Origin of the sequence: Leisingera sp. ANG-S5, from assembly GCF_000813925.1 — a bacterium.
Taxonomy (GTDB): domain Bacteria; phylum Pseudomonadota; class Alphaproteobacteria; order Rhodobacterales; family Rhodobacteraceae; genus Leisingera.
In genome coordinates this window covers 42,153-62,500 of the sequence record NZ_JWLH01000009.1, presented here as the reverse complement: position 1 = coordinate 62,500, position 20,348 = coordinate 42,153, and the positions used below count along the sequence as shown (strand labels likewise).

Sequence of the window (20,348 nt, the reverse complement as noted above, 5' to 3'; positions counted from 1 at the left end):
AAGGCCTGCAAAGGAAACCCGGCTTGGACACATACGGAATGAAGCGGCGCAAACTGCTTGCCTGCCTCAGCGCTGCGATGCTGGCACCGCAGGGGCTGGGTGCAGCGCCCCTGGCATACCAGCTGGTGCCAGAGGCCACCGATGTGCGGTTCACTTTCCTGCTCAGCGGCCAGCCGCAGCACGGGCGCATTCCGGTTGCCGCCGCCCGCATCCTGATTGATCCGGCAGACCTGGCCCGCAGCCAGGCCGATATCACCCTGGACGCCCGCCGCGCCAGCACCGGGCTGATCTTTGCCACCGAGGCGCTGAAAGGCCCCGGTATCCTCGACACCGCACGCCACCCGCAGATCCGCTTCCGCTCCACCCGTGTCCGTCTAGGCCCAGACGGGCGGATCTCGGGCGGTGCGCATATAACCGGCGACCTCACCCTGCGCGGAACCACCCGCCCAATCACCCTCCAGGCCGCGCTTTACCGCCGGCCCGGCAGCGCCCCGGATGATCTGCGGGAGCTGGACGTGCAGCTGTCGGGCCAGCTCAGCCGCGCCGCATACGGCGCCACCGGCTATGCGGATTTGGTTGCCGACCGGGTCACACTTGCCATCAAGGCGCGCATCCGCCGCGCGGGCTGATACCGCCGCCCGGTGCGGAAAAGCACCGCTCCGCAAAAATACGACATGGCTTTGGCGGAAACCGGCTGGCAATGAAGCGCCAGCCTGTCATGGTCGCAGCGTTATGCGCCTGATCGTCTCCTTTGCCGCCCTGTTCCTGTCCGTCATCCTGCTGCAGCTGTCCACCGGAGGTGTCGGCCCGCTCGATGCCATCTCGGGCCTGACGCTCAACTTCACCAAGGAACAAATCGGCCTCCTCGGCTCGGCCCATTTCTTCGGCTTCTTCATTGGCTGCTGGTGGGCGCCGCGGCTGATGGGCAATGTCGGCCATTCCCGCGCCTTTGCAGTCTGCACCGCGCTTGGGGCGATGGGCCTTTTGGGCCACACGCTGACCGAAAATCCCTATGCCTGGGCGGTGATGCGGATCGCCTCCGGCCTCTGCGTGGCCGGAGCCTATACAGTGATTGAGGCCTGGCTGAACGCCAAAGTCACCAATGAAAACCGCGGCCGGGCCATGGGCACCTATCGGATTGCCGACATGAGCGCCTCGCTGGCGGCGCAGCTGATCATCGCGGTGCTGCCGCCTGCGGTTTACATCTCCTATAATCTGCTGGCTGTGGTGTGCTGTGCGGCCCTGCTGCCGCTCACGCTGACCAAGGCCAGCCAGCCGGAAACCCCCGACGCTCCACGGCTGCGGCCCAAGCTGGCATGGCGCTGCTCGCCGCTGGCGGTGGCCGGCGTGATCGTGTCGGCGCTCAGCTCCGCCTCCTTCCGGATGGTCGGCCCGGTCTATGGCCAGGAGGTTGGGCTGGAGATCGGCCAGATCGCCTTCTTCCTTGCCTCTTTCGTCCTGGGCGGCGCGCTGGCGCAGTATCCAATGGGCTGGCTCGCCGACAAATACGACCGCCGCTGGGTGCTGATCTGGCTGTCCAGCATCGCCATCCTCAGCTGCGGCATTACCATGGCTGCCAGCGGCACAGGCACCTTGGGTGTGATGCTGGCAGCCGGCTTCTTCGGCTTCACCACCTTCCCGATCTTCTCGGTCTCTGCCGCCCACGCCAACGACTTTGCCACCTCTGCCGAACGGGTTGAGCTGTCGGCGGCGCTGATGTTCTGGTACGCGCTTGGCGCCATCGCCTCGCCCTATGTGTCCTCGGCGCTGATCGACAGCTTCGGCCCGGCGGCCCTGTTTGCCTATGTCGCCTGCGGCCACGTGGCTCTGATCGCTTTTGGCCTCAGCCGGATGAAAGTCCGCGCCAGCCCCGCAGAGCGCACCAATTATGTCTATGCGCCGCGGACATCTTTCACCATCGGGCGCCTGCTGAAACGCTCGCGCGAGGGGCGTGAATAAAGGTCAGCTTTACTGTCCGAATGTTTCGCGCGCGAAACATTCGGACAGAACCATTGACCCTTTAAAGGTTTGTTTACGAACAGCTTTCAAAGCCAAGAACTGCAGCGGCGGCAGTGGCGTGCACATTGCCCGGCCCGCAGAGGGCGGCGAAATTGCCCGCCCGCCCTGCCGCTGCGCGCGGCCCGTCGCACAGCAGGGGTTTCCGCCGCCCGCGCCATGCGCTAGACGGGCCTTTGACGCATTACCTGGATGGATGGCATGGCACGTATTCTGATCACTTCGGCGCTTCCCTACATCAACGGGATCAAGCATCTGGGCAACCTGGTGGGCAGCCAGTTGCCGGCAGATCTTTACGCCCGTTACAACCGGGGCCGCGGGAATGAGGTGATGTTCCTGTGCGCCACCGACGAACACGGAACGCCGGCAGAACTGGCTGCCGCCAAGGCAGGTAAGCCGGTTGCGGACTACTGCGCCGAAATGCACGAGGTGCAGACGGATATCGCGCAGCGCTTCGGCCTGTCGTTCGACCATTACGGCCGCTCCTCCAGCCCGCAGAACCATGCGCTGACCCAGCATTTTGCAGGCAAGCTGGCGGACGCCGGGCTGATCTCCGAAGTCAGTGAAAAGCAGGTCTACTCCAATGCCGATGGCCGCTTCCTGCCCGACCGCTATATCGAGGGCACCTGCCCCAACTGCGGCTACGAGAAGGCGCGCGGCGACCAGTGCGAGGAATGCACCAAGCAGCTGGACCCCACCGACCTGATCAACCCGCGCTCCGCGATCTCCGGCTCCACAGACCTGGAAGTGCGTGAGACCAAGCACCTGTTCCTGCGCCAGTCGGCGATGCGCGATCAGCTGGATGCCTGGATCGATACCAAGAAGGACTGGCCGGTCCTGACCACCTCCATCGCCAAGAAGTGGCTGCATGACGGCGACGGCCTGCAGGACCGCGGCATCACCCGCGATCTGGACTGGGGTGTGCCGGTCAAGAAGGGCGGCGCCGACTGGCCGGGCATGGAGGGCAAGGTCTTCTATGTCTGGTTCGATGCGCCGATCGAATATATTGCCGCTGCTGGTGAATGGGCCGAAAAGCATGGGCTTGCAGACGCCGACTGGCAGCGCTGGTGGCGCACCGACAAGGGCGCCGAGGACGTCAAATACGTCCAGTTCATGGGCAAGGACAACGTGCCCTTCCACACCCTGTCGTTCCCGGCCACCATTCTGGGCTCGGGCGAGCCGTGGAAGATGGTCGATCACCTGAAGAGCTTCAACTACCTGAACTATGACGGCGGCCAATTCTCCACCTCGCAGGGCCGCGGCGTGTTCATGGACCAGGCGCTGGAGATCCTGCCCGCCGACTACTGGCGCTGGTGGCTGCTGAGCCATGCACCCGAAAGCTCCGACTCCGAATTCACCTGGGAGAACTTCCAGCAGTCGGTGAACAAGGATCTGGCGGACGTTCTGGGCAACTTCGTCAGCCGCATCACCAAGTTCTGCCGCTCCAAGTTCGGTGAGGAAGTCCCGGAAGGCGGCGAATACGGCGCGCAGGAGCAGGCGCTGATCGACGAGCTGACCACCCGCATCCGCGCCTATGAGGGCCACATGGAAGCGATGGAGGTCCGCAAATCGGCGCAGGAACTGCGGGCGATCTGGGTTGCCGGCAATGAATACCTGCAATCCGCCGCCCCCTGGTCGGTGTTCAAGGAAGACCCCGAACGCGCCGCCGCGCAGGTGCGGTTGGGCCTCAATCTGATCCGGCTTTATGCGGTGCTGTCGGCACCGTTCATCCCGCACGCCTCGGACACGCTGATGGCAGCGCTGAACTCGGACGACCGCAGCTGGCCGGAAGACGTGGCGGCAGCGCTTTCCGCCCTGCCCGCAGGCCATGGCTTCACCGTGCCGGAAGTGCTGTTTGCCAAGATCACCGACGAGCAGAGCGAGGAATGGCAGGAGCGTTTCTCCGGCACCCGTGCCTGACGCACCGGACATTGACTGACACGAAGGCCGCCCCGTGGGCGGCCTTTTTTATTTGCCATCCCCTTGCCACCGCGCAAAATTTATTTCCGACTAAAAAACTCGGATTGACATAGGTGAGTAAATAAATCAGGTATACAGCATTCCAGCCAGCCTGACTCGGATCGGGCGAGCCCGAGTGACATAGAATCAACCGAGATCGCCCCCATGCCGACCAGTGCGCGCCGCCCCAGCGGCCCTGACATTAAGGAACCGGAGTCCGAGGACATGCGCCAGCTGTGGCCGCAGGTCTTTGCTCCCTCCGACGCATTGTCTGGCTTTTGTCTGGAATGGCTTCTGGACAGGGCGGAATTCAGCGATGGGCGCACGTCATGAACCAGATTACTTCCAAACCTGTCCCCACTGAGGCCACCGCCGAGGTGTTCCCGACCTATCACGCCGAGGACCTGACCCGCGGCGGCACCCAGGCCCGTATCCTGTTGAACGGCCAGATCTATTCGCTGCGCATCACCCGCGCAGGCAAGCTGATCCTGACCAAATGAGCGCCGCCTCCCATCCCCGCGGCGGTGTGACCGTCGGCACCCTGTCGGAGTTGCCGCCGCTGGAGGCCGGCGCGGTGATCTATCTGCGCCACTGGTTCTCCGGTTCCGAAACCCGCGCGCAGATGCGCCGTGATTTTGAGGTGAACTTCGGCCCGGAAATGGCGGAATCTGCCTTTGAGGCCTTTGGTTACTTGTGCAATTTCTGCGCCGCCCATGGCCGCCGCCCGCTGGTGCGCCACGGCATGACCTGCAACTGCCTGGGCGCTGATGAAAACTGCTTTGCCAACCTGCTCGCCTCAGCCGCGGAGGGCCAGAAGGACGACGCCCATGTTCTCGCCTCGCTGATCGTCACACCGCGTAAGGCGCCGGAACTGGCGAAACTTGCCTCTGACTGCGGGCTGCTGATGCAGCAGATCATGGGGCTGCAGCTGCCTGTGCAGACGGACCGCCCCGCCTCTGCCACCCTTCATTGAACACAGAACAAACCCAAGGACTTAGCTGATGAAATCTGTCTTTCTCGCGGGCACTGCCCTCGCCGGTCTCACCCTTGGCACCACCGCTGCCCTTGCTGCTGACAAAGCCGCGGTGCTGACCAACTACGCCAACATCGCCGAGGCGAAATACCAGGACAGCCTGGCAACAGCGCAGGTGCTCAAGGCCGCCGTTGAGGCACTGGTGGCGCAACCGTCGGCTGAGAACCTGGAAACCGCCCGCGCCGCCTGGATCGCGGCCCGCGTGCCCTATCAGCAGTCCGAAGTGTTCCGGTTCGGCAATGCTATCGTCGACGACTGGGAAGGCAAGGTGAACGCCTGGCCGCTGGATGAAGGGCTGATCGACTATGTCGATGCCTCCTATGGCGGCCCGAGCGACGAGAACACCCTGGCGGCGCTGAATGTGATCGCCAACCCCAGCTTCGAGTTGTCGGGCCAGGCCATCGACGCCACCAAAATCACCCCGGGCCTGCTGGAAGGTGCCCTGCATGAAGCCGACGGGGTCGAGGCAAACGTGGCCACCGGCTACCACGCCATCGAATTCCTGCTTTGGGGCCAGGACCTGAAAGGGACAGAACACGGCGCAGGCGACCGGCCCTGGACCGACTATGCCACGGGCGACGCCTGCACCGGCGGCAACTGCGACCGCCGCGGCGAATACCTACAGGCGGCCACCGATCTGCTGATCTCCGACCTGGAGTGGATCGCCGCACAATGGGGCGAGGCCGGCGAGGCCCGCACCGCGCTGCTGGCGAATGAGGACGCAGGCATTACCGCAATGCTGACCGGCATGGGCTCGCTGTCTTATGGCGAGCAGGCGGGCGAGCGGATGCGCCTGGGCCTGATGCTGAACGACCCGGAGGAAGAGCACGACTGCTTCTCCGACAACACCCACAACAGCCACTACTATGACGGGCTGGGCGTGCAGAACGTCTATCTGGGTGAATACGTGCGAGTGAACGGCGAACTGGTGTCCGGCCCCTCCCTGTCCGATCTGGTTGCTGCCAAGGACGCGGATCTGGACGCCGAGATGCGCGGCAAGCTGTCCACCACAATGCTGGCGCTTGGCCGCATCAAGACCGCAGCTGAGGCAGGCCTCTCCTATGACCAGATGCTGGCGCAGGGCAATGCGGCCGGCGAAGCGCTGGTGATGGGCGGCGTCAACGGGCTGATCGACCAGACCCGCTCCATTGAGCGTGTGGTTTCCACCCTCAAACTGGACGGTGTTGCCATCGAAGGCTCCGACAGCCTGGACAACCCCGCCGCCGTCTTCAACTGATCGCTTTCAAGCCACAGAAGCACCCCCGTGAAGGGCCGCATTTTCCGCGGCCCTTCATGCGCAGCCAGCAAACACCCGCCAATTCCCTAGTGTTTCACTCTGGATAACCCTTGAATCCCCAGTAATTTTATCAGATATATTTTCCCAACGGAATCACTTGGCCTTTTGCGCCACGGGCAAGGACGCGAGCAGCATGATCGTTTGCCACTGCACACAGATCTCGGATCACGACATCCGCGCCGCCATCGACTGGATGCGAAGCGCCGACCCTGAAACGATTATCACCCCCGGAAAAATCTATCACGCGCTGGGAAAATCCGCCGATTGCGGCGGTTGCATGCCCCTTTTCCTCGACACCATGCATGCGAGCAGTAAGCTGGAAGTACCTGCGCAGCTTGCGAATTTACGCGCTGGATCAATTCGGGAGAAGAATAATGAAGGGCGACGCCAAGGTTATCGACTATCTGAACAAGGCTCTGCGGCATGAGCTGACGGCGGTCAGCCAGTACTGGCTGCATTACCGGCTGCAGGACGATTGGGGCCTGGGCAGCATGGCCAAGAAAAGCCGCGAGGAAAGCATCGAGGAGATGCAGCACGCGGACAAATTGATTGAAAGGATATTGTTCCTGGGCGGCCACCCGAACCTGCAAAAGCTTGACCCGCTGCGGATCGGCCAGACGCCCAAAGAAACCCTCGAATGCGACCTTGCCGCCGAAGTGGACGCCCGTGCGCTCTACAAGGAAGCCCGCGACGCCTGCAACACCGCGGGCGACTATGTATCCCAGAAGCTGTTTGAAGAGCTGATGGCGGACGAAGAAGGCCATATCGATTTCCTCGAAACGCAGCTTGAACTGCACGACCGGATCGGTGCCGAAAACTATGCCCAGCTCAACGCCACCAAGATGGCAGAGGTTGAAGACTAATTTCACGCTGGCTGCCGCACTTGCGGCGGCCACGCCCCTTGCGGCGCTGGACCTGGCCAGCCGGTACCAGGCAGAGCCGCACCTCTCCCCCCTTCCCCGCACCGATGCCGAACGCGCCCGGATTGCCGGTGCAGTTGCGCCCGCCACGGATTTCTCGGCGCCTGAGCCGTTCGAGGACCTGCCCGCAGGGGCGGCCACGGTGCGCGCCCGTTCGGATGATGAGGCGTTTTCCCAGCATTCCGCCGGCCTCAGCTTTGAACAGGAGCTGGAATTCAAGCTCGGCAACGGTCTGTTCAAGAAGATCTGGGTGTTCTCGCCCGCCTCCACCAAGGCGTCTGACGGGCTCGGGCCGCTTTATAACGCGCGGTCCTGCCAGCGCTGCCACCTGAAGGACGGGCGCGGCCATGTGCCGGAGCAGCCGGATTATGCCTCCACTTCGATGTTCCTGCGAGTCTCCATCCCAGGCCCTGTGCCGCCGGAGCTGCAGGAGATTACGGACTACATCGGCACCGCCCCTGACCCGCAGTATGGCCGCCAGCTGCAGGATTTTTCCGCCCCCGGCGTCGCGCCGGAATACAGGCTGCGGGTGGAGTATGAGGAATTTGAGGTCGTGCTGTCCGGCGGTGAGACCACCACCCTGCGGCGTCCCAGCTACACCGCCGCAAGCCTCGGCTATGGCCCGCTTGCGGAGGGCGCCATGCTGTCGCCCCGCGTAGCGCCGCCAATGATTGGGCTCGGCCTATTGGAGGCGATCCCTGCCACCGACATCCTCGCCCACGCAGATGAAAATGATGCGGATGGCGACGGCATCTCAGGCCGCGCCAATCTGGTCTGGTCGCGGGAATTCGGCCAGATCATGCTGGGCCGCTTCGGGCTGAAGGCAGGTTCCCCAACCGTGCATGAGCAGTCCGCAGGCGCGTTTTCCGGTGACATCGGCATCTCCACCCCGTTGTTCCCGGCCCACGCGGGGGAATGCACGGATCTGCAAACCGCCTGCCAGACGGCCCCGCATGGCGGCAGTGATTCCCGTGAAACCGAGATTGACCAGCCCAATATGGATCTGGTCACTTTCTACAGCCGCAACCTCGGCGTGCCCGCCCGCCGCAACTCCGATGACCCGCAAGTGCTGCGCGGCAAGCAGGTATTCTACAACAGCGGCTGCGCCTCCTGCCATGTGCCGAAATACGTGACCCACCGGCTGGAAGACCGGCCCGAGCAGAGCTTTCAGCTGATTTGGCCGTACTCCGACCTCTTGCTGCACGACATGGGTGAAGGCCTGGCCGACAACCGCCCGGAGGGCCGTGCCACGGGGCGCGAATGGCGCACCGCACCGCTGTGGGGGATCGGCCTCACGCAGCAGGTCTCGCCCCGTGCCACCTACCTGCACGACGGCCGCGCCCGCACCTTGCTGGAGGCCGTCCTTTGGCATGGCGGCGAGGCGGAAGCCGCGAAGACCCGCGTTGTGGAGCTGCCGCCGCAGGACCGCGCCGCCCTGATTTCTTTCCTGGAGAGCCTCTGATGCGCGTCCTTGCCATTGCCCTGACCCTGGCTGCAGCGCCTGCTGTCGCCTCGGACCTTTCCAGCAGCATAACCGATCAGCTGATCGTCCCGGCGTTTGAGGAGCTGGCAATGGACACGGCAGCGCTGGCGGACGCAGCCAAGGCCGACTGCAACCCGCAATCCGAAGCCCTGCGCGCGGCCTACAGTGAGGCCTTCGACGCCTGGATCGCCGCCAGCCACTACCGTTTTGGGCCGACAGAAACGGACAGCCGCGCCTTTGCGCTGGCCTTCTGGCCCGACAGCCGCAGTAAGACGCCCAAAGCGCTGGCCGGTCTGATCCGCAGCGAAGATGACGGCATCACCGCCCCGGCCGCATTCGCCAGCTATTCCATCGCTGCCCGCGGTTTCTATGCGCTGGAATACCTCCTGTATGACCCGGACCTCTCCTCCGCCGGCAGCGCGGACTACCGCTGCACCCTGACCCGCGCCATCAGCACGGACATTGCCGCCACTGCGCAGGCCATCAGCCGAGACTGGGCAGAAAACTACGCAGGCGAAATGCGCGCACCGGCCAGCCGCTACCGCAGCGAGGATGAAATCACCCAGGAGCTGCTGAAGGCGCTGACAACCGGTTTGCAGGTGCTGGACGACATGCGGCTGGGCCGCCCGCTGGGCAGCTTTGACAAGCCCCGCCCCAACCGCGCCGAGGCCCACCGCTCCGGGCGCAGCCTGCGCCATGTTCTGGTGTCGCTGAACGCGATGGAGCCGCTGGCGCTGGCTCTGGCACGGGATGAGGCCGGGTTGAAGGCGGACCTCGCACAGGGTTTCGGCAAGGTCCGCAGCCGCGCCGAAGCGCTGGATGATCCGGTCTTTGCCGGAGTTGCCGACCCAACCGTCCGCATCCGGATCGAGGCGCTGCGCCAGCAAGTGAAAGACCTCCGCGCGTTTGTTTCTGAACGCCTTGGCCCGTCGCTGGGCGTCGCGGCAGGATTCAACGCGCTCGACGGCGACTGACGGAAAGGACCCCGCATGACCTCCCGCCGCGGATTTCTGGCAGGCCTGATGGCCTCCGCCCTCACACCGCAGGCCAGTTGGGCCAGCGCCGGCAGCCCGGCCTTCCTGTCGGCGGGCAAGGACGCCAGCGGCGCCTTCCTGCTGGCGGGCCTTACCGGGACAGGACAGATCCTGTTCCGCCACCCACTGCCGGACCGCGGCCATGCAGCTGCCGCGCATCCCGTGCGGCCGGAAGCCGTTGCCTTTGCCCGCCGCCCGGGCCGCTTTGCCGATGTGATTGACTGCCGCACCGGTGCCGCGCTGGCCCGGCTGGAGCCGCCCGCTGGGCATCATTTCTACGGCCATGGGGTGTTTTCCCCGGACGGCAGCCGCCTGCTCACCACTGAAAACGACTATGAGAACGCCCGCGGCGTGATCGGCGTCTGGGATGCTGCAGACGGCTACCGCCGCATTGCCGCGTTCTCCTCCGGCGGCATTGGCCCGCATGACATGGCCTTGCGCCGCGATGCGCCCGGACTGGTGGTGGCAAACGGCGGCATCGAAACCCACCCCGACAGCGGCCGCGCCAAGCTGAACCTGCCTGACATGCGCCCCAACCTCAGCTACCTGAGCCTGGACGGCGAAGTGCAGGAACAGATGGAACTGCCGCCAGAGCTGCGTCTCAATTCAATCCGCCATCTGTCAGTGCGGGCGGACGGCACCGTTGGTTTCGCCATGCAATGGCAGGGCGATCTGGGTGAACAAGTCCCCACTGCCGGCCTGCACACCCCCGGCGGCGTGCCGCGACTGCTTGCCGAGGATGACGCGCGGGTGCTGAACATGTGGGGCTACGGCGGCTCCATCGCCTTCTGCGCCGACGGCAGCCGGATCGGCGTCACCTCGCCGCGGGGCGGGGTGCTGCAAGTGATGGACACAGTGAGCGGCGCGCTGCTGGCAGAACACAGAATGGCAGATGTCTGCGGTCTGGCCGCCTCCGCCGAAGGCTTTACGGCCAGCACCGGCACTGGCCAGTTCTATGCGGTTTCGGATAGCGGCCGGGATGAGGTGCACCACGCGGAATTGGCCTGGGACAACCACCTGATCCCGCTGATCTGAAGCAAGGTTTCCCGGTGCTTCACAGGCGCGCCCGCCACGGCGCGCCTTTTCGTTTTCAAACCCTCCGAAAGTAATACGAAAACGAATGGTGACTCTTCGCGCGTGATGCGCTACAGAATCGCAGTGAAAGGAAAGCAAATGGATGCCGCAAGCCGTCAGAACGAAATCATCTCCCTGCTGAACCGTCAGGACCGGGTCGAGGTTGAGGATCTCTCGCAACGCTTTGGCGTGTCCTTGCAGACCGTGCGCGCCGATCTGCGCGACCTGTCGGCGCGCGGCGCGCTGTCCCGCGTGCACGGCGGTGCCGTCCGCGTCAGCTCCGCCGCCAGCCAAGGGTACAAGGACCGGCGCAAGCTGAACGCCGGCAACAAGCTGGCGATGGCCGCCCTGGCGGCAGAGCTGATCCCCGACAACTGCTCGCTTTCGCTCAACATCGGCACCTCCACAGAACAGGTGGCCCGCGCCCTGTCCGGCCACAGCGGCCTGACGGTCATGTCCAACAATATAAACATTATCAACATGATGATGGGTGGTCAGGCCAAAGAGCTGATCCTGGCCGGCGGCACCGTGCGGCAAAGTGACGGTGCCATCGTGGGCCAAGATGCTGTGGACTTTTTCTCCCGCTACAAGGTGGATTTCGCGGTTATTGGCGCCTCAGCTTTGGATGCCGACGGCGCGGTGATGGATCACGATGCCCGCGAGGTATCTGTCGCCCGCGCAATCCTGAAAAACGCACGGCAGAAGGTGCTGGTCTGCGACGGCAGCAAGTTCGCCCGCTCCGCCCCGGTGCGGATCTGCGACCTCTCCGATCTCGACGTGGTGATCACCGACCGCCCGGTTCCCGCAGAATTTGCCGAGGCCGCGCAGGCCGCCGGCACCCGCATCCTGACCGCAGGACAAAACGAAAGCAGCGAAAATGACTGACACGCCTGTAACAGACCTTTTCATCATCGGCGGCGGCATCAACGGCTGCGGCATCGCCCGCGACGCCGCCGGACGCGGCTTGTCGGTGACGCTGGCAGAGATGAACGACCTGGCCTCGGCCACCTCCTCTGCCTCAACCAAGCTGTTCCACGGCGGCTTGCGCTATCTCGAATATTTTGAGTTCCGCCTGGTGCGCGAAGCGCTGATCGAGCGCGAGGTGCTGCTGAATGCGATGCCGCATATCTCCTGGCCGATGCGGTTCGTGCTGCCGTTCCACAAGGACATGCGGTTCGACAGCGAGACGCCGACGTCCAAGCTGCTCACCACTTTCATGCCCTGGATGAAGGGCCGCCGCCCGGCCTGGCTGATCCGGCTGGGGCTGTTCCTCTACGACTCGCTTGGCAAGCGCGGCATCCTGCCCGGCACCGCGAAGCTGGATCTGGAGGCCGACCCGGCGGGCAGACCGCTCAGGGACAAGTTCAAGACCGCCTTTGAATATTCCGACTGCTGGATCGAGGACGCCCGCCTGGTCGTCCTGAACGCCCGCGACGCCCAGGCCCGCGGCGCCGAGATCCTGACCCGGACCAAGGTGCTGGCCGCTGAACGCCATGCGGACCACTGGGTGATCACCCTGCAGGATCAGGCCAGCGGCGAAACCCATCAGCGCCGCGCGAAAATGCTGATTAACGCGGGCGGGCCCTGGGTCGCCGATGTGCTGCATCAGAAGCTGGGCCAGAACAGCCGCGAGAACATCCGCCTGGTGCGCGGCAGCCATATCGTGGTGCCGAAACTGTTTGACCACGGGCGCTGCTACTTCTTCCAGGGAACCGACGGGCGGATCATCTTTGCCATTCCCTATGAGGAAGACTTCACCCTCATCGGCACAACGGACAGCGACCACTCCGATCCGGACACCGCGCCGGAATGCACCGCAAAGGAGCAGGACTACCTGATTGATTTTGCATCAGGATATTTCAATCAGCCGCTCAAGCGCGAGGATATTGTCTGGACCTATTCCGGCGTGCGCCCGCTTTATGACGACGGCGCCAGCTCTGCCACCGCGGCGACCCGCGAATATGTGCTGACACTGGATCAGGCACAGGCGCCCCTCTTGAATGTCTTCGGCGGCAAAATCACCACCTACCGCAAACTGGCCGAAGCGGCGCTGGCGAAAATCGGCGAGGTTTTCCCGCAGCTGCCCGCGGACTGGACCGCAGGCGTGGCCCTGCCCGGCGGCGATTTTGCGGTGGCGGATGTGGAAAAGCTGCGCGGCAAACTCGCGGCGGACTATCCGTTCCTTTCGCCCTATTGGACCCGCCGCCTGATCCGCGCCTATGGCACCGAGGCCTGGGCGGTTCTGGGCGAGGCCAAATCCGCGGCTGATATGGGGCAGGACTTCGGGGCGACGATCACCGCGCGGGAACTGGACTGGGCAATTGCCCGCGAATGGGTACGGACCGGAGACGACTACCTTTGGCGGCGCACCAAGCTGGGACTGCGGCTGGATGAAGCCCAGCGCGCCGCGGTGGATGCCTATATTCAAGGCAAGGCACAAACGCTCGCAGCATAACGCGAAGGGCAGCGCCCGTCCCGTCCCACTGGGGCGGGACGGGCGCTGCCCGGCCTTCGGCCAGGCGAAAGACCTTTGTGAGCTTCTTAAAACTCCACGCCCTTTTGCGCTTTCACGCCGGCGCGGAACGGGTGTTTGATCTGGCCCATCTCGGTCACCAGATCGGCGATCTCGATCAGCTCCTCCTTGGCGTTCCTGCCGGTCAGCACCACATGGGTCATCGGCGGCTTCTGCTCCACCAGGAACTCCAGCACCTCCTCCAGATCCAGATACTCATAACGCAGCGCGATGTTGATCTCGTCCAGCAGCACCATGGTATTGCGCTCGTCCAGGATCATCTCCTTGGCCTTCTCCCAGCCCTTCTGGGCGGCGGCGATGTCGCGCGCCTTGTCCTGGGTTTCCCAAGTGAACCCCTCGCCCATCGCATAGAACTGGCACAGATCGCTGAAGTTCTCCTCGATCAGGGTGCGCTCGCCGGTCTGCCAGGCGCCCTTGATGAACTGCACCACCGCAGATGGCATCCCATGGGCGATACAGCGCATGATCATGCCGAAGCCGGACGAGGACTTGCCCTTGCCCGGACCGGTGTGAACGATGATCAGGCCCTTCTCGCCCTCCTTGGTCTTCATCATCCGGTCGCGCGCGGCCTTCTTCTTGGCCATCTTTGAGGCGTGACGGGCGGCTTCTTCTTCTGAAATGCCGGTTTCGGACTTTTCGCTCATGGGGGCTCTCCAGCTGTTTGACCCCATGTCTTGACAAAGAAGCCCGCCATAGCGCAAGGGGGTTCAGCTGGTTCCTGTGAAAACAGGCGAAGAGGGAATGTGAAGGCCTTGCCAAGGCTCAAGCACAGCCGCCCCCGCGACCGTGACCGGATGAGGCCGCCATGCCACTGGGAATACGTCCCGGGAAGGCAGGATGGCCGGCAAGGCCTGAGCGCCTTGGCATCCGCAAGCCGGGAGACCTGCCAGCTAGAGAGAGATCAACGGGCAGACGGGGTGTTCTGCGACCGGGTGAGGGACTGGCACGACACAGTTCCTTTCTGGCCATCCCGCACGCCCTGCCGCGACAGGAGACGCGCTGATGGCTGACGATATGGCAGGCAAGACTGCCAGCACCCAGGGACCGGTCACGCTGACCGTTTGCCTCACCTGCCGCCGCGAGGGCGCCGACCCGGAGGCCGCCCGCCCCGGCGCCATCCTGCACGCAGCCCTGGAAGAAGCCGGAATGCCCGAAGGCGTTCGCCTGCGCGGCGTCGAATGCCTGTCCTCCTGCAAGCGCGGCTGCGCCGTGGCCTTGGTCGGCGGCGAAGAACGCTGGACCTATGTCTACGGCGACCTCGACCCGGACCAGCACGTCCCCGAAATTCTGGAAGGCGCCGCAGCCTATGCCGCCACCGCCGACGGTGTTGTGCCGTGGCGCGAGCGCCCGCAGACCTTCCGCAAGCAATCCGTTGCCCGCATCCCGCCGGCCAAGTTCTTCTCCGAGGAGTAAACATGAGCGACCTCAACAAGATCCCCGTCACCGTCATCACCGGCTTCCTCGGTGCGGGCAAGACCACCCTGATCCGCCACCTGATGCAGAACCCGCAGGGCAAGCGCCTGGCGGTTGTGGTCAATGAATTCGGCACCGCCGGTGTGGACGGCGACATCCTGAAATCCTGCGCCGATGAAAATTGCCCGGCGGAGAACATCATGGAGCTGGCCAACGGCTGCATCTGCTGCACCGTGGCGGATGACTTCATCCCCACCATCGAACAACTGATGGACCTGCCGGAAAAGCCCGATCACATCGTGATCGAGACCTCCGGTCTGGCGCTGCCCAAGCCGCTGCTCAAGGCCTTCGACTGGCCCGCCATCCGCTCCCGTATCACCGTGGACGGCGTGATTGCGCTGGCCGATGCCGAGGCCGTCGCCAAGGGCCAGTTCGCCCCCGATCTGGACGCGGTTGCCGCCCAGCGCGAAGCAGATGAGAGCCTGGACCACGAAACCCCGCTGTCGGAAGTCTTCGAAGACCAGGTCTCCTGCGCCGACATCGTGCTGCTGTCCAAGGCCGACCTGGCCGGCGACGCAGGCGTCGAGAAGGCCCGCGCGGTGATCGAGGCAGAAGCGCCGCGCAAGCTGCCGATCCTGCCGATGAGCGAAGGCGTCATCGACCCGCGCATCATCCTGGGCCTGAACGCCGCTGCCGAAGACGATCTGGAGGCCCGCCCCAGCCACCACGACGGCCACCACGACCACGAGCATGACGATTTTGAAAGCATCGTTGTCGAAATGGGCGAAGTCTCCGACCCGGAAGCGCTGCAGAATGCTATCGTGAAACTCGCCCGCGAGCGCAATATCCTGCGCGTCAAAGGCTATGTCGCGGTGGAGGGAAAACCGATGCGGATGCTGGTTCAGGCCGTGGGCGAGCGCCTGCGCGCCCAGTATGATCAGCCCTGGGGTGCGCAGCCGCGCAAGACCGCCCTGGTGGTCATCGCCGAGCATGACGACATCGACGAACAGGCCATCCGCGCCGAGCTGGGGGCCTGAAGCTGATGCCCCAAGGCGAAACTTCAAACGTTTCGCCCGGCGGTAACGCCGGGCAGCGCCCGACCTCCCACACGGGAGGGCGCTTCGCTTCCTCCCGAGGCCGGGCACTGCCCTCTGCTCTTCTTTCCGAAAGGGCCTGACCCATGCACGTCGTCTTCCGCGAAAGCCACGGCCTTGACGAGACCGACACCCCGCAAGACCTCGGGCAGACGCCCGCGGACCTTGTGGTGCTGTCCTTCTCCGACAGCGACCTCGGCGCCTTTGCGGCGGGCTGGCACCGCGCGGACGGCAAACTGCCCAGCTTGCGCCTCGCCAACCTGGTGGCGCTCAAGCACCCGTTGTCGGTCGACGTCTACGCGGAACAGACGCTGGAAGGCGCCAAGGGCGTCCTCGTCCGCCTGATTGGCGGCGAAAGCTACTGGTCCTACGGTCTCGCCACCCTGCAGGACCTTGCCCGGCGCAAGGGCTTCGCGCTGGCAATCCTGCCAGCAGACGGCCGCGAGGATGCGCGGCTGGATGAGCTGTCCACCCTGCCAGTCTCCACCCTGCGCCGCCTGCAATCCCTGTGCGACGCCGGCGGCGCCGTCGCTGCTCAGGCGGCGCTTGCACAGCTTTCGCTGGCGGCCGGTCTCTACGCAGGCCCGGTTCTGGGCCTCAAGACCACACCCGAACACGGCTTCTACGACCCAGCTAAAGGCGTGCTTGCGGACCTGCCGCCGCAGGACAAACCGCTGGTGCTGGTGAGCTTCTACCGTTCCTACCTCACCGCTGCCGACACCGCCCCGGTGGATGCCATGATCGAGGAGCTCCGCGCCCGCGGCTATGCGGCCTATGGCGCCTTTGCCGCCAGCCTCAAGGCGCCCACTGCCGCGGACTGGCTGCGCGAAAAACTGCCCTCGCTGAGCCCGGCAGCCATCATCAACGCCACTGCGTTTTCCGCCCAAGGCACCGACGGCAGCGCCTCGCCGCTCTCCGCCACCGGCTGCCCGGTGTTCCAGGTCGCCCTCTCCACCGCACGCAAGAAAGACTGGGCCGAGGCAGACCGCGGCCTTTCCCCCGCTGACCTCGCCATGCACGTGGTGCTGCCCGAGGTCGACGGACGCATCTTTGCCGGCGTCGTCAGCTTCAAGTCGCCGGGCAAGAAAGACCCGGACCTGCAATATTCCCGCTTCGCCCACCGGGCTGATGCAGACCGCATCAAATCTGCCGTGGACCGCGTGGAAGGCTGGCTGCGCCTCGCCAAACTGCCGAATGCGGACAAGCGTCTGGCCCTGATCCTGTCCACCTATCCCGGCCGCGACCACAACCTGGCCCATGCCGTCGGCCTCGACGCGCTGGCCTCCTGCGACGAGATCCTGCACGAACTGGCGGCCCAGGGCTACGCCGTCGAAGCGCTGGAAAACACCGGTCTGCGGCTGATGGAGGAAACACTCAGCGTCCCGCTGGAGGACTACCGCCAGGCCCTCTCCACGCTGCCGCAAGACCTGCAAAACACCCTGACTGAGGCTTGGGGCAGCCCGGAAGAAGACGCCGATTGCCGCGACGGCGCCTTTCACTTCAAGGCCTTGCGGGCAGGTAACGCCCTGATCGCCCTGCAGCCCGAACGCGGCGAAGTGAAAACTCGCGTCGATGATTACCACGACCTCGACCGCACCCCGCGCCATGCCTATGTCGCCTTTTACCTGTGGCTGCGCGACCAAACCGACGCCCTCGTGCACATCGGCGCCCACGGCACCCTGGAATGGCTGCCGGGCAAGGCAGTCGCCCTCTCCGGCGCCTGCTGGCCCGAGGTGCTGACCGGCCCGCTGCCCGTCGCCTACCCGTTCATCGTCAACGACCCGGGCGAGGCCGCCCAGGCCAAACGCCGCATCGGCGCCGTGACCATCGGCCACTTGCCGCCGCCGCTGGCGCAGACCAACCTGCCCGAGGGCATGGCGCGGCTCGAAAGCCTGCTGGATGAATACTCCACCGCAGACGGCCTGGACCCGGCCCGCCGCGACCGGCTGATCGGCGACATCCGGGCAGAGGCGCAAGGCACCGGCGTCGAAGCCGACCTTGGCCTGACGCCGGATACGTCACCGGCTGAGGCAATCACCCGCATCGACGCCTTTGTCTGCGACATCAAGGAAAGCCAGTACGGCGAGGGTCTGCACATCTTTGGCACCGGCCAATGCGGGGCAGAGGAGCGCGCCGGGCTGATCGCCGCGTTGGACGGCAAGATCGTCACTCCCGGCCCCTCCGGCTCGCCCTTCCGCGGCCGCGCCGATGTGATCCCGACGGGGCGCAACCTCTTTACCACCGACCCGCGGGCGGTGCCGTCGCGGGCGGCGCATGCGCAAGGGGTCAAGCTGGCGGAAGAGCTGCTGCGCCGCCACCTTCAGGACCACGGCGATTGGCCCAAGGGGCTGGTGATCGACCTCTGGGGCTCCGCCACCATGCGCACCGCGGGTGAGGAGTTCGCGATGGCGCTGCATCTGGCAGGGCTGGCACCCAAGTGGGACGAAGGCTCCGAGCGCGTCTCCGGTTTCGAGGTGCTGCCGCTCTCCATGCTGAACCGCCCGCGCATCGACGTGACCCTGCGGGTGTCCGGCCTGTTCCGCGACGTCTTCCCGGGCCTTGCCCAGATGTTCGAAAGTGCCGCTGCCGCACTGGCGGGCCGCGAGGAAACCCAGGCCGACAACCCCTATCTCACCGAGACCCCGCGCGTCTTCGGCCCCAAACCGGGCCAGTACGGCCTGTCGATGAACCCGCATCTGGATGACTACACCGATGCAGCGCGCCAGGCGGCGGGCGAGGCCTGGCTGAATGCCTCCTCCCATGCGATCGACGCCAAGGGCGCAATCACCGACGCCCGCGAAGCGCTGGAAACCCGCCTGCAGGGCGCCGACAGCTTTGTGCACCTGCAGGACCTGCCGGAAACCGACCTGCTGGTCGCGTCTGATTACGCCGCGCATGAGGCCGGCTTTGCCGCCGCAATGGCGCGCATCGGCCAAGCAACACCGGCGCTCTACCACCTCGACGCCACACGGCCCGACAAGCCGCAGGCACGTTCCCTGGGCGAAGAAATCGCCCGCGTCACCCGCGCCCGCGCCGCCAATCCGGACTGGGCCACCTCAATGATGAGTCACGGCTTCCGCGGCGCGGCGGAAATCGCCGCGACGCTCGATCACATGGCTGCCTTCGCGCATCTGGCCCAGGTGGTGCAGCCGCATCTGTTCGACCTCTACTTCGAGGCCACCCTGGGCCGCGACGATCTGGTGGCGTTCATGGAGCACGAAAACCCCGAAGCGCTCGCCGCCATGCGTGACCGCTTCCGCGCCCTGTTTGATGCAGGCCTCTGGAGCACACGGCGCAACTCGATCATGGCAGAGCTGGAGGGCGCGGCATGAGCAGCGCCGCTGAACCCAAGGTCTATGGCTGGTGCCCCGGTGCCCTGCGCCCGATGATGTCCGGCGACGGGCTGGTGGTGCGGGTGCGCGCGCCTTTGGGTAAACTGTCCGCTGCCCAGGCGCGCGGTGTGGCAAGGCTTTCTGAAGAGTTTGGTAACGGCCTACTGGATATCTCTGCCCGCGCCAACTTGCAGATGCGCGGCATCCGCGAAGAGGCACATGAGGAGCTGATCGGCGCCCTACGCGATCTCGGCTTCATCGACCCGGACGCAAGCGCCGAAGCCCGCCGCAACGTCCTGCTCGCGCCGTTCTGGACGGCGGGCGACGACACCCACGCCATCGCAGCAGCGCTCAGCGCCGCGCTGACCGCGGCAACAGACCTTACCCTGCCCGGCAAGTTCGGCTTTGCCGTCGACTGCGGCTCGGAACCCGTCCTGCAAGACACCGCTGCCGATATCCGCATCGAACGCTCTGACAGCACCCTGATCCTGCGCGCTGACGGCGCTGAAATCGGCCTGCCCGTCACACGTGAATCCGCTGTCGCCGAAGCCCTCGCCCTCGCCCGCTGGTTCCTGAAACAGGGCGGCGCGCCTGAGGGCCGTGGCCGGATGCACCGTCTCATTGCGCGCCGCGGGCCGCCGGCGGCACATGCCGCACCGGTGGCAAGAACCGCTTTCATCGCAAAGCCGGGCACTGTGTCCGCAGGAACTCTCGCGGCGCTGGAATTCGGCCAGATGCCCGCCGCAACGCTGGCACAGTTGGCAGGCCACGGCGATATCCGCCTCACCCCCTGGCGCGCGCTTCTGGTGGAAGGCGCGGAAAGCCTGCCGCCCCTGCCCGGCCTGATCCTGGATGCAACGGATCCGCGCCTGCAAGTCGTCGCTTGCACCGGGGCGCCCGGCTGCCTGCAGGCGCTGTCTGCAACCCGTGATCTGGCCCGTGACCTAGCGCCGCACGTTCCCTCGGGGACCAAACTTCATATTTCCGGCTGCACCAAAGGCTGTGCCTGCCCGGGCACCGCACCGCTGACACTGACCGCAACCGGCGAAAACGAATTCTCCCTGATCCGCAATGGCACTGCCGCGGATCAGCCGCTAAAGACCCGCCTGAGCGCCGACGCGTTGCGCGCCGCTCCCGAACTTCTGAAAGAGGGCAGCTGA

Annotated in this window: 18 protein-coding genes and 1 riboswitch; of the genes, 17 read left to right on the top strand and 1 reads right to left on the bottom strand. The window is 65.2% G+C overall.

Annotated features, from left to right (window positions below; genetic code table 11):
* Positions 1-23: 23 nt before the first annotated feature.
* The 13 genes from RA25_RS14125 to glpD all read left to right on the top strand — a co-directional run bounded on the left by RA25_RS14125 (position 24) and on the right by glpD (position 13,271).
* Entirely contained in the window at positions 24-629 is a 606-nt protein-coding gene (locus RA25_RS14125) for a YceI family protein (RefSeq protein WP_342586134.1), read from the top strand.
* Positions 630-732: 103 nt separating this feature from the next.
* The gene (locus RA25_RS14120) at positions 733-1,959 is read left to right on the top strand and encodes an MFS transporter (protein ID WP_019297513.1); all 1,227 of its coding nucleotides are present in this window, start codon (positions 733-735) and stop codon (positions 1,957-1,959) included.
* A 258-nt stretch (positions 1,960-2,217) separates the two neighbouring features.
* Positions 2,218-3,936, top strand: a complete 1,719-nt coding sequence (gene metG, locus RA25_RS14115) for a methionine--tRNA ligase (protein WP_082023079.1) — start codon at positions 2,218-2,220, stop codon at positions 3,934-3,936.
* A 368-nt stretch (positions 3,937-4,304) separates the two neighbouring features.
* A complete protein-coding gene (gene hemP / locus RA25_RS22455) occupies positions 4,305-4,475 on the top strand; it encodes a hemin uptake protein HemP (protein WP_019297511.1) in 171 nt (56 codons plus the stop codon).
* Complete coding sequence (locus RA25_RS14110) at positions 4,472-4,948, top strand: hypothetical protein (RefSeq protein WP_019297510.1); 477 nt, start codon at positions 4,472-4,474, stop codon at positions 4,946-4,948. The genes hemP and RA25_RS14110 overlap by 4 nt, the downstream gene beginning before the upstream one ends.
* Before the next feature lie 28 nt (positions 4,949-4,976).
* Positions 4,977-6,245 carry an imelysin family protein gene (locus RA25_RS14105; protein ID WP_039173325.1) on the top strand — a complete coding sequence of 423 codons (1,269 nt, stop codon included), beginning with the start codon at positions 4,977-4,979 and terminating at the stop codon, positions 6,243-6,245.
* 193 nt (positions 6,246-6,438) lie between these two features.
* Complete coding sequence (locus tag RA25_RS22450; RefSeq protein WP_082015741.1) at positions 6,439-6,732, top strand: (2Fe-2S)-binding protein; 294 nt, start codon at positions 6,439-6,441, stop codon at positions 6,730-6,732.
* Entirely contained in the window at positions 6,680-7,168 is a 489-nt protein-coding gene (bfr, locus tag RA25_RS14100) for a bacterioferritin (RefSeq protein WP_019297508.1), read from the top strand. Before RA25_RS22450 ends, bfr begins: the two co-directional genes overlap by 53 nt.
* Positions 7,158-8,687, top strand: a complete 1,530-nt coding sequence (locus RA25_RS14095) for a di-heme oxidoreductase family protein (RefSeq protein ID WP_039173323.1) — start codon at positions 7,158-7,160, stop codon at positions 8,685-8,687. Before bfr ends, RA25_RS14095 begins: the two co-directional genes overlap by 11 nt.
* Positions 8,687-9,682, top strand: coding sequence for an imelysin family protein (locus tag RA25_RS14090; protein WP_039173321.1), 996 nt, complete (start codon positions 8,687-8,689; stop codon positions 9,680-9,682). The genes RA25_RS14095 and RA25_RS14090 overlap by 1 nt, the downstream gene beginning before the upstream one ends.
* A 15-nt stretch (positions 9,683-9,697) precedes the next feature.
* The gene (locus RA25_RS14085; protein ID WP_039173319.1) at positions 9,698-10,777 is read left to right on the top strand and encodes a DUF1513 domain-containing protein; all 1,080 of its coding nucleotides are present in this window, start codon (positions 9,698-9,700) and stop codon (positions 10,775-10,777) included.
* 138 nt (positions 10,778-10,915) lie between these two features.
* A complete protein-coding gene (locus RA25_RS14080) occupies positions 10,916-11,701 on the top strand; it encodes a DeoR/GlpR family DNA-binding transcription regulator (RefSeq protein WP_039173317.1) in 786 nt (261 codons plus the stop codon).
* A complete protein-coding gene (gene glpD / locus RA25_RS14075) occupies positions 11,694-13,271 on the top strand; it encodes a glycerol-3-phosphate dehydrogenase (protein ID WP_039173314.1) in 1,578 nt (525 codons plus the stop codon). Before RA25_RS14080 ends, glpD begins: the two co-directional genes overlap by 8 nt.
* Before the next feature lie 86 nt (positions 13,272-13,357).
* Here glpD and cobO read toward each other — a convergent pair whose 3' ends face one another.
* Positions 13,358-13,993: a cob(I)yrinic acid a,c-diamide adenosyltransferase gene (gene cobO, locus RA25_RS14070; protein WP_039173313.1), complete on the bottom strand. Its 636-nt coding sequence runs from the start codon at positions 13,991-13,993 to the stop codon at positions 13,358-13,360.
* A gap of 51 nt (positions 13,994-14,044) precedes the next feature.
* A riboswitch (cobalamin riboswitch) is annotated at positions 14,045-14,254 on the top strand.
* Positions 14,255-14,351: 97 nt separating this feature from the next.
* Here cobO and RA25_RS14065 point away from each other — a divergent pair.
* From RA25_RS14065 to cobG, 4 genes are all read left to right on the top strand, one after another.
* Entirely contained in the window at positions 14,352-14,762 is a 411-nt protein-coding gene (locus tag RA25_RS14065) for a DUF1636 family protein (protein WP_039173312.1), read from the top strand.
* Positions 14,763-14,764: 2 nt separating this feature from the next.
* Positions 14,765-15,799: a cobalamin biosynthesis protein CobW gene (cobW, locus tag RA25_RS14060; protein ID WP_039173310.1), complete on the top strand. Its 1,035-nt coding sequence runs from the start codon at positions 14,765-14,767 to the stop codon at positions 15,797-15,799.
* 143 nt (positions 15,800-15,942) lie between these two features.
* The gene (gene cobN / locus RA25_RS14055) at positions 15,943-19,188 is read left to right on the top strand and encodes a cobaltochelatase subunit CobN (RefSeq protein ID WP_039173309.1); all 3,246 of its coding nucleotides are present in this window, start codon (positions 15,943-15,945) and stop codon (positions 19,186-19,188) included.
* Entirely contained in the window at positions 19,185-20,348 is a 1,164-nt protein-coding gene (gene cobG / locus RA25_RS14050) for a precorrin-3B synthase (protein ID WP_039173307.1), read from the top strand. Before cobN ends, cobG begins: the two co-directional genes overlap by 4 nt.

Excerpts from the sequence above, each read along its gene's own strand:
- RA25_RS14105 (WP_039173325.1), top strand. The coding sequence starts at position 4,977 with ATGAAATCTGTCTTTCTCGCGGGCACTGCCCTCGCCGGTCTCACCCTT.
- RA25_RS14080 (WP_039173317.1), top strand. The coding sequence starts at position 10,916 with ATGGATGCCGCAAGCCGTCAGAACGAAATCATCTCCCTGCTGAACCGT.
- bfr (WP_019297508.1), top strand. The coding sequence starts at position 6,680 with ATGAAGGGCGACGCCAAGGTTATCGACTATCTGAACAAGGCTCTGCGG.
- cobG (WP_039173307.1), top strand. The coding sequence starts at position 19,185 with ATGAGCAGCGCCGCTGAACCCAAGGTCTATGGCTGGTGCCCCGGTGCC.
- cobN (WP_039173309.1), top strand. The coding sequence starts at position 15,943 with ATGCACGTCGTCTTCCGCGAAAGCCACGGCCTTGACGAGACCGACACC.
- RA25_RS14065 (WP_039173312.1), top strand. The coding sequence starts at position 14,352 with ATGGCTGACGATATGGCAGGCAAGACTGCCAGCACCCAGGGACCGGTC.
- cobO (WP_039173313.1), bottom strand. The coding sequence starts at position 13,993 with ATGAGCGAAAAGTCCGAAACCGGCATTTCAGAAGAAGAAGCCGCCCGT.
- metG (WP_082023079.1), top strand. The coding sequence starts at position 2,218 with ATGGCACGTATTCTGATCACTTCGGCGCTTCCCTACATCAACGGGATC.
- RA25_RS22450 (WP_082015741.1), top strand. The coding sequence starts at position 6,439 with ATGATCGTTTGCCACTGCACACAGATCTCGGATCACGACATCCGCGCC.
- RA25_RS14090 (WP_039173321.1), top strand. The coding sequence starts at position 8,687 with ATGCGCGTCCTTGCCATTGCCCTGACCCTGGCTGCAGCGCCTGCTGTC.
- cobW (WP_039173310.1), top strand. The coding sequence starts at position 14,765 with ATGAGCGACCTCAACAAGATCCCCGTCACCGTCATCACCGGCTTCCTC.
- RA25_RS14085 (WP_039173319.1), top strand. The coding sequence starts at position 9,698 with ATGACCTCCCGCCGCGGATTTCTGGCAGGCCTGATGGCCTCCGCCCTC.
- hemP (WP_019297511.1), top strand. The coding sequence starts at position 4,305 with ATGAACCAGATTACTTCCAAACCTGTCCCCACTGAGGCCACCGCCGAG.
- RA25_RS14110 (WP_019297510.1), top strand. The coding sequence starts at position 4,472 with ATGAGCGCCGCCTCCCATCCCCGCGGCGGTGTGACCGTCGGCACCCTG.
- RA25_RS14120 (WP_019297513.1), top strand. The coding sequence starts at position 733 with ATGCGCCTGATCGTCTCCTTTGCCGCCCTGTTCCTGTCCGTCATCCTG.
- glpD (WP_039173314.1), top strand. The coding sequence starts at position 11,694 with ATGACTGACACGCCTGTAACAGACCTTTTCATCATCGGCGGCGGCATC.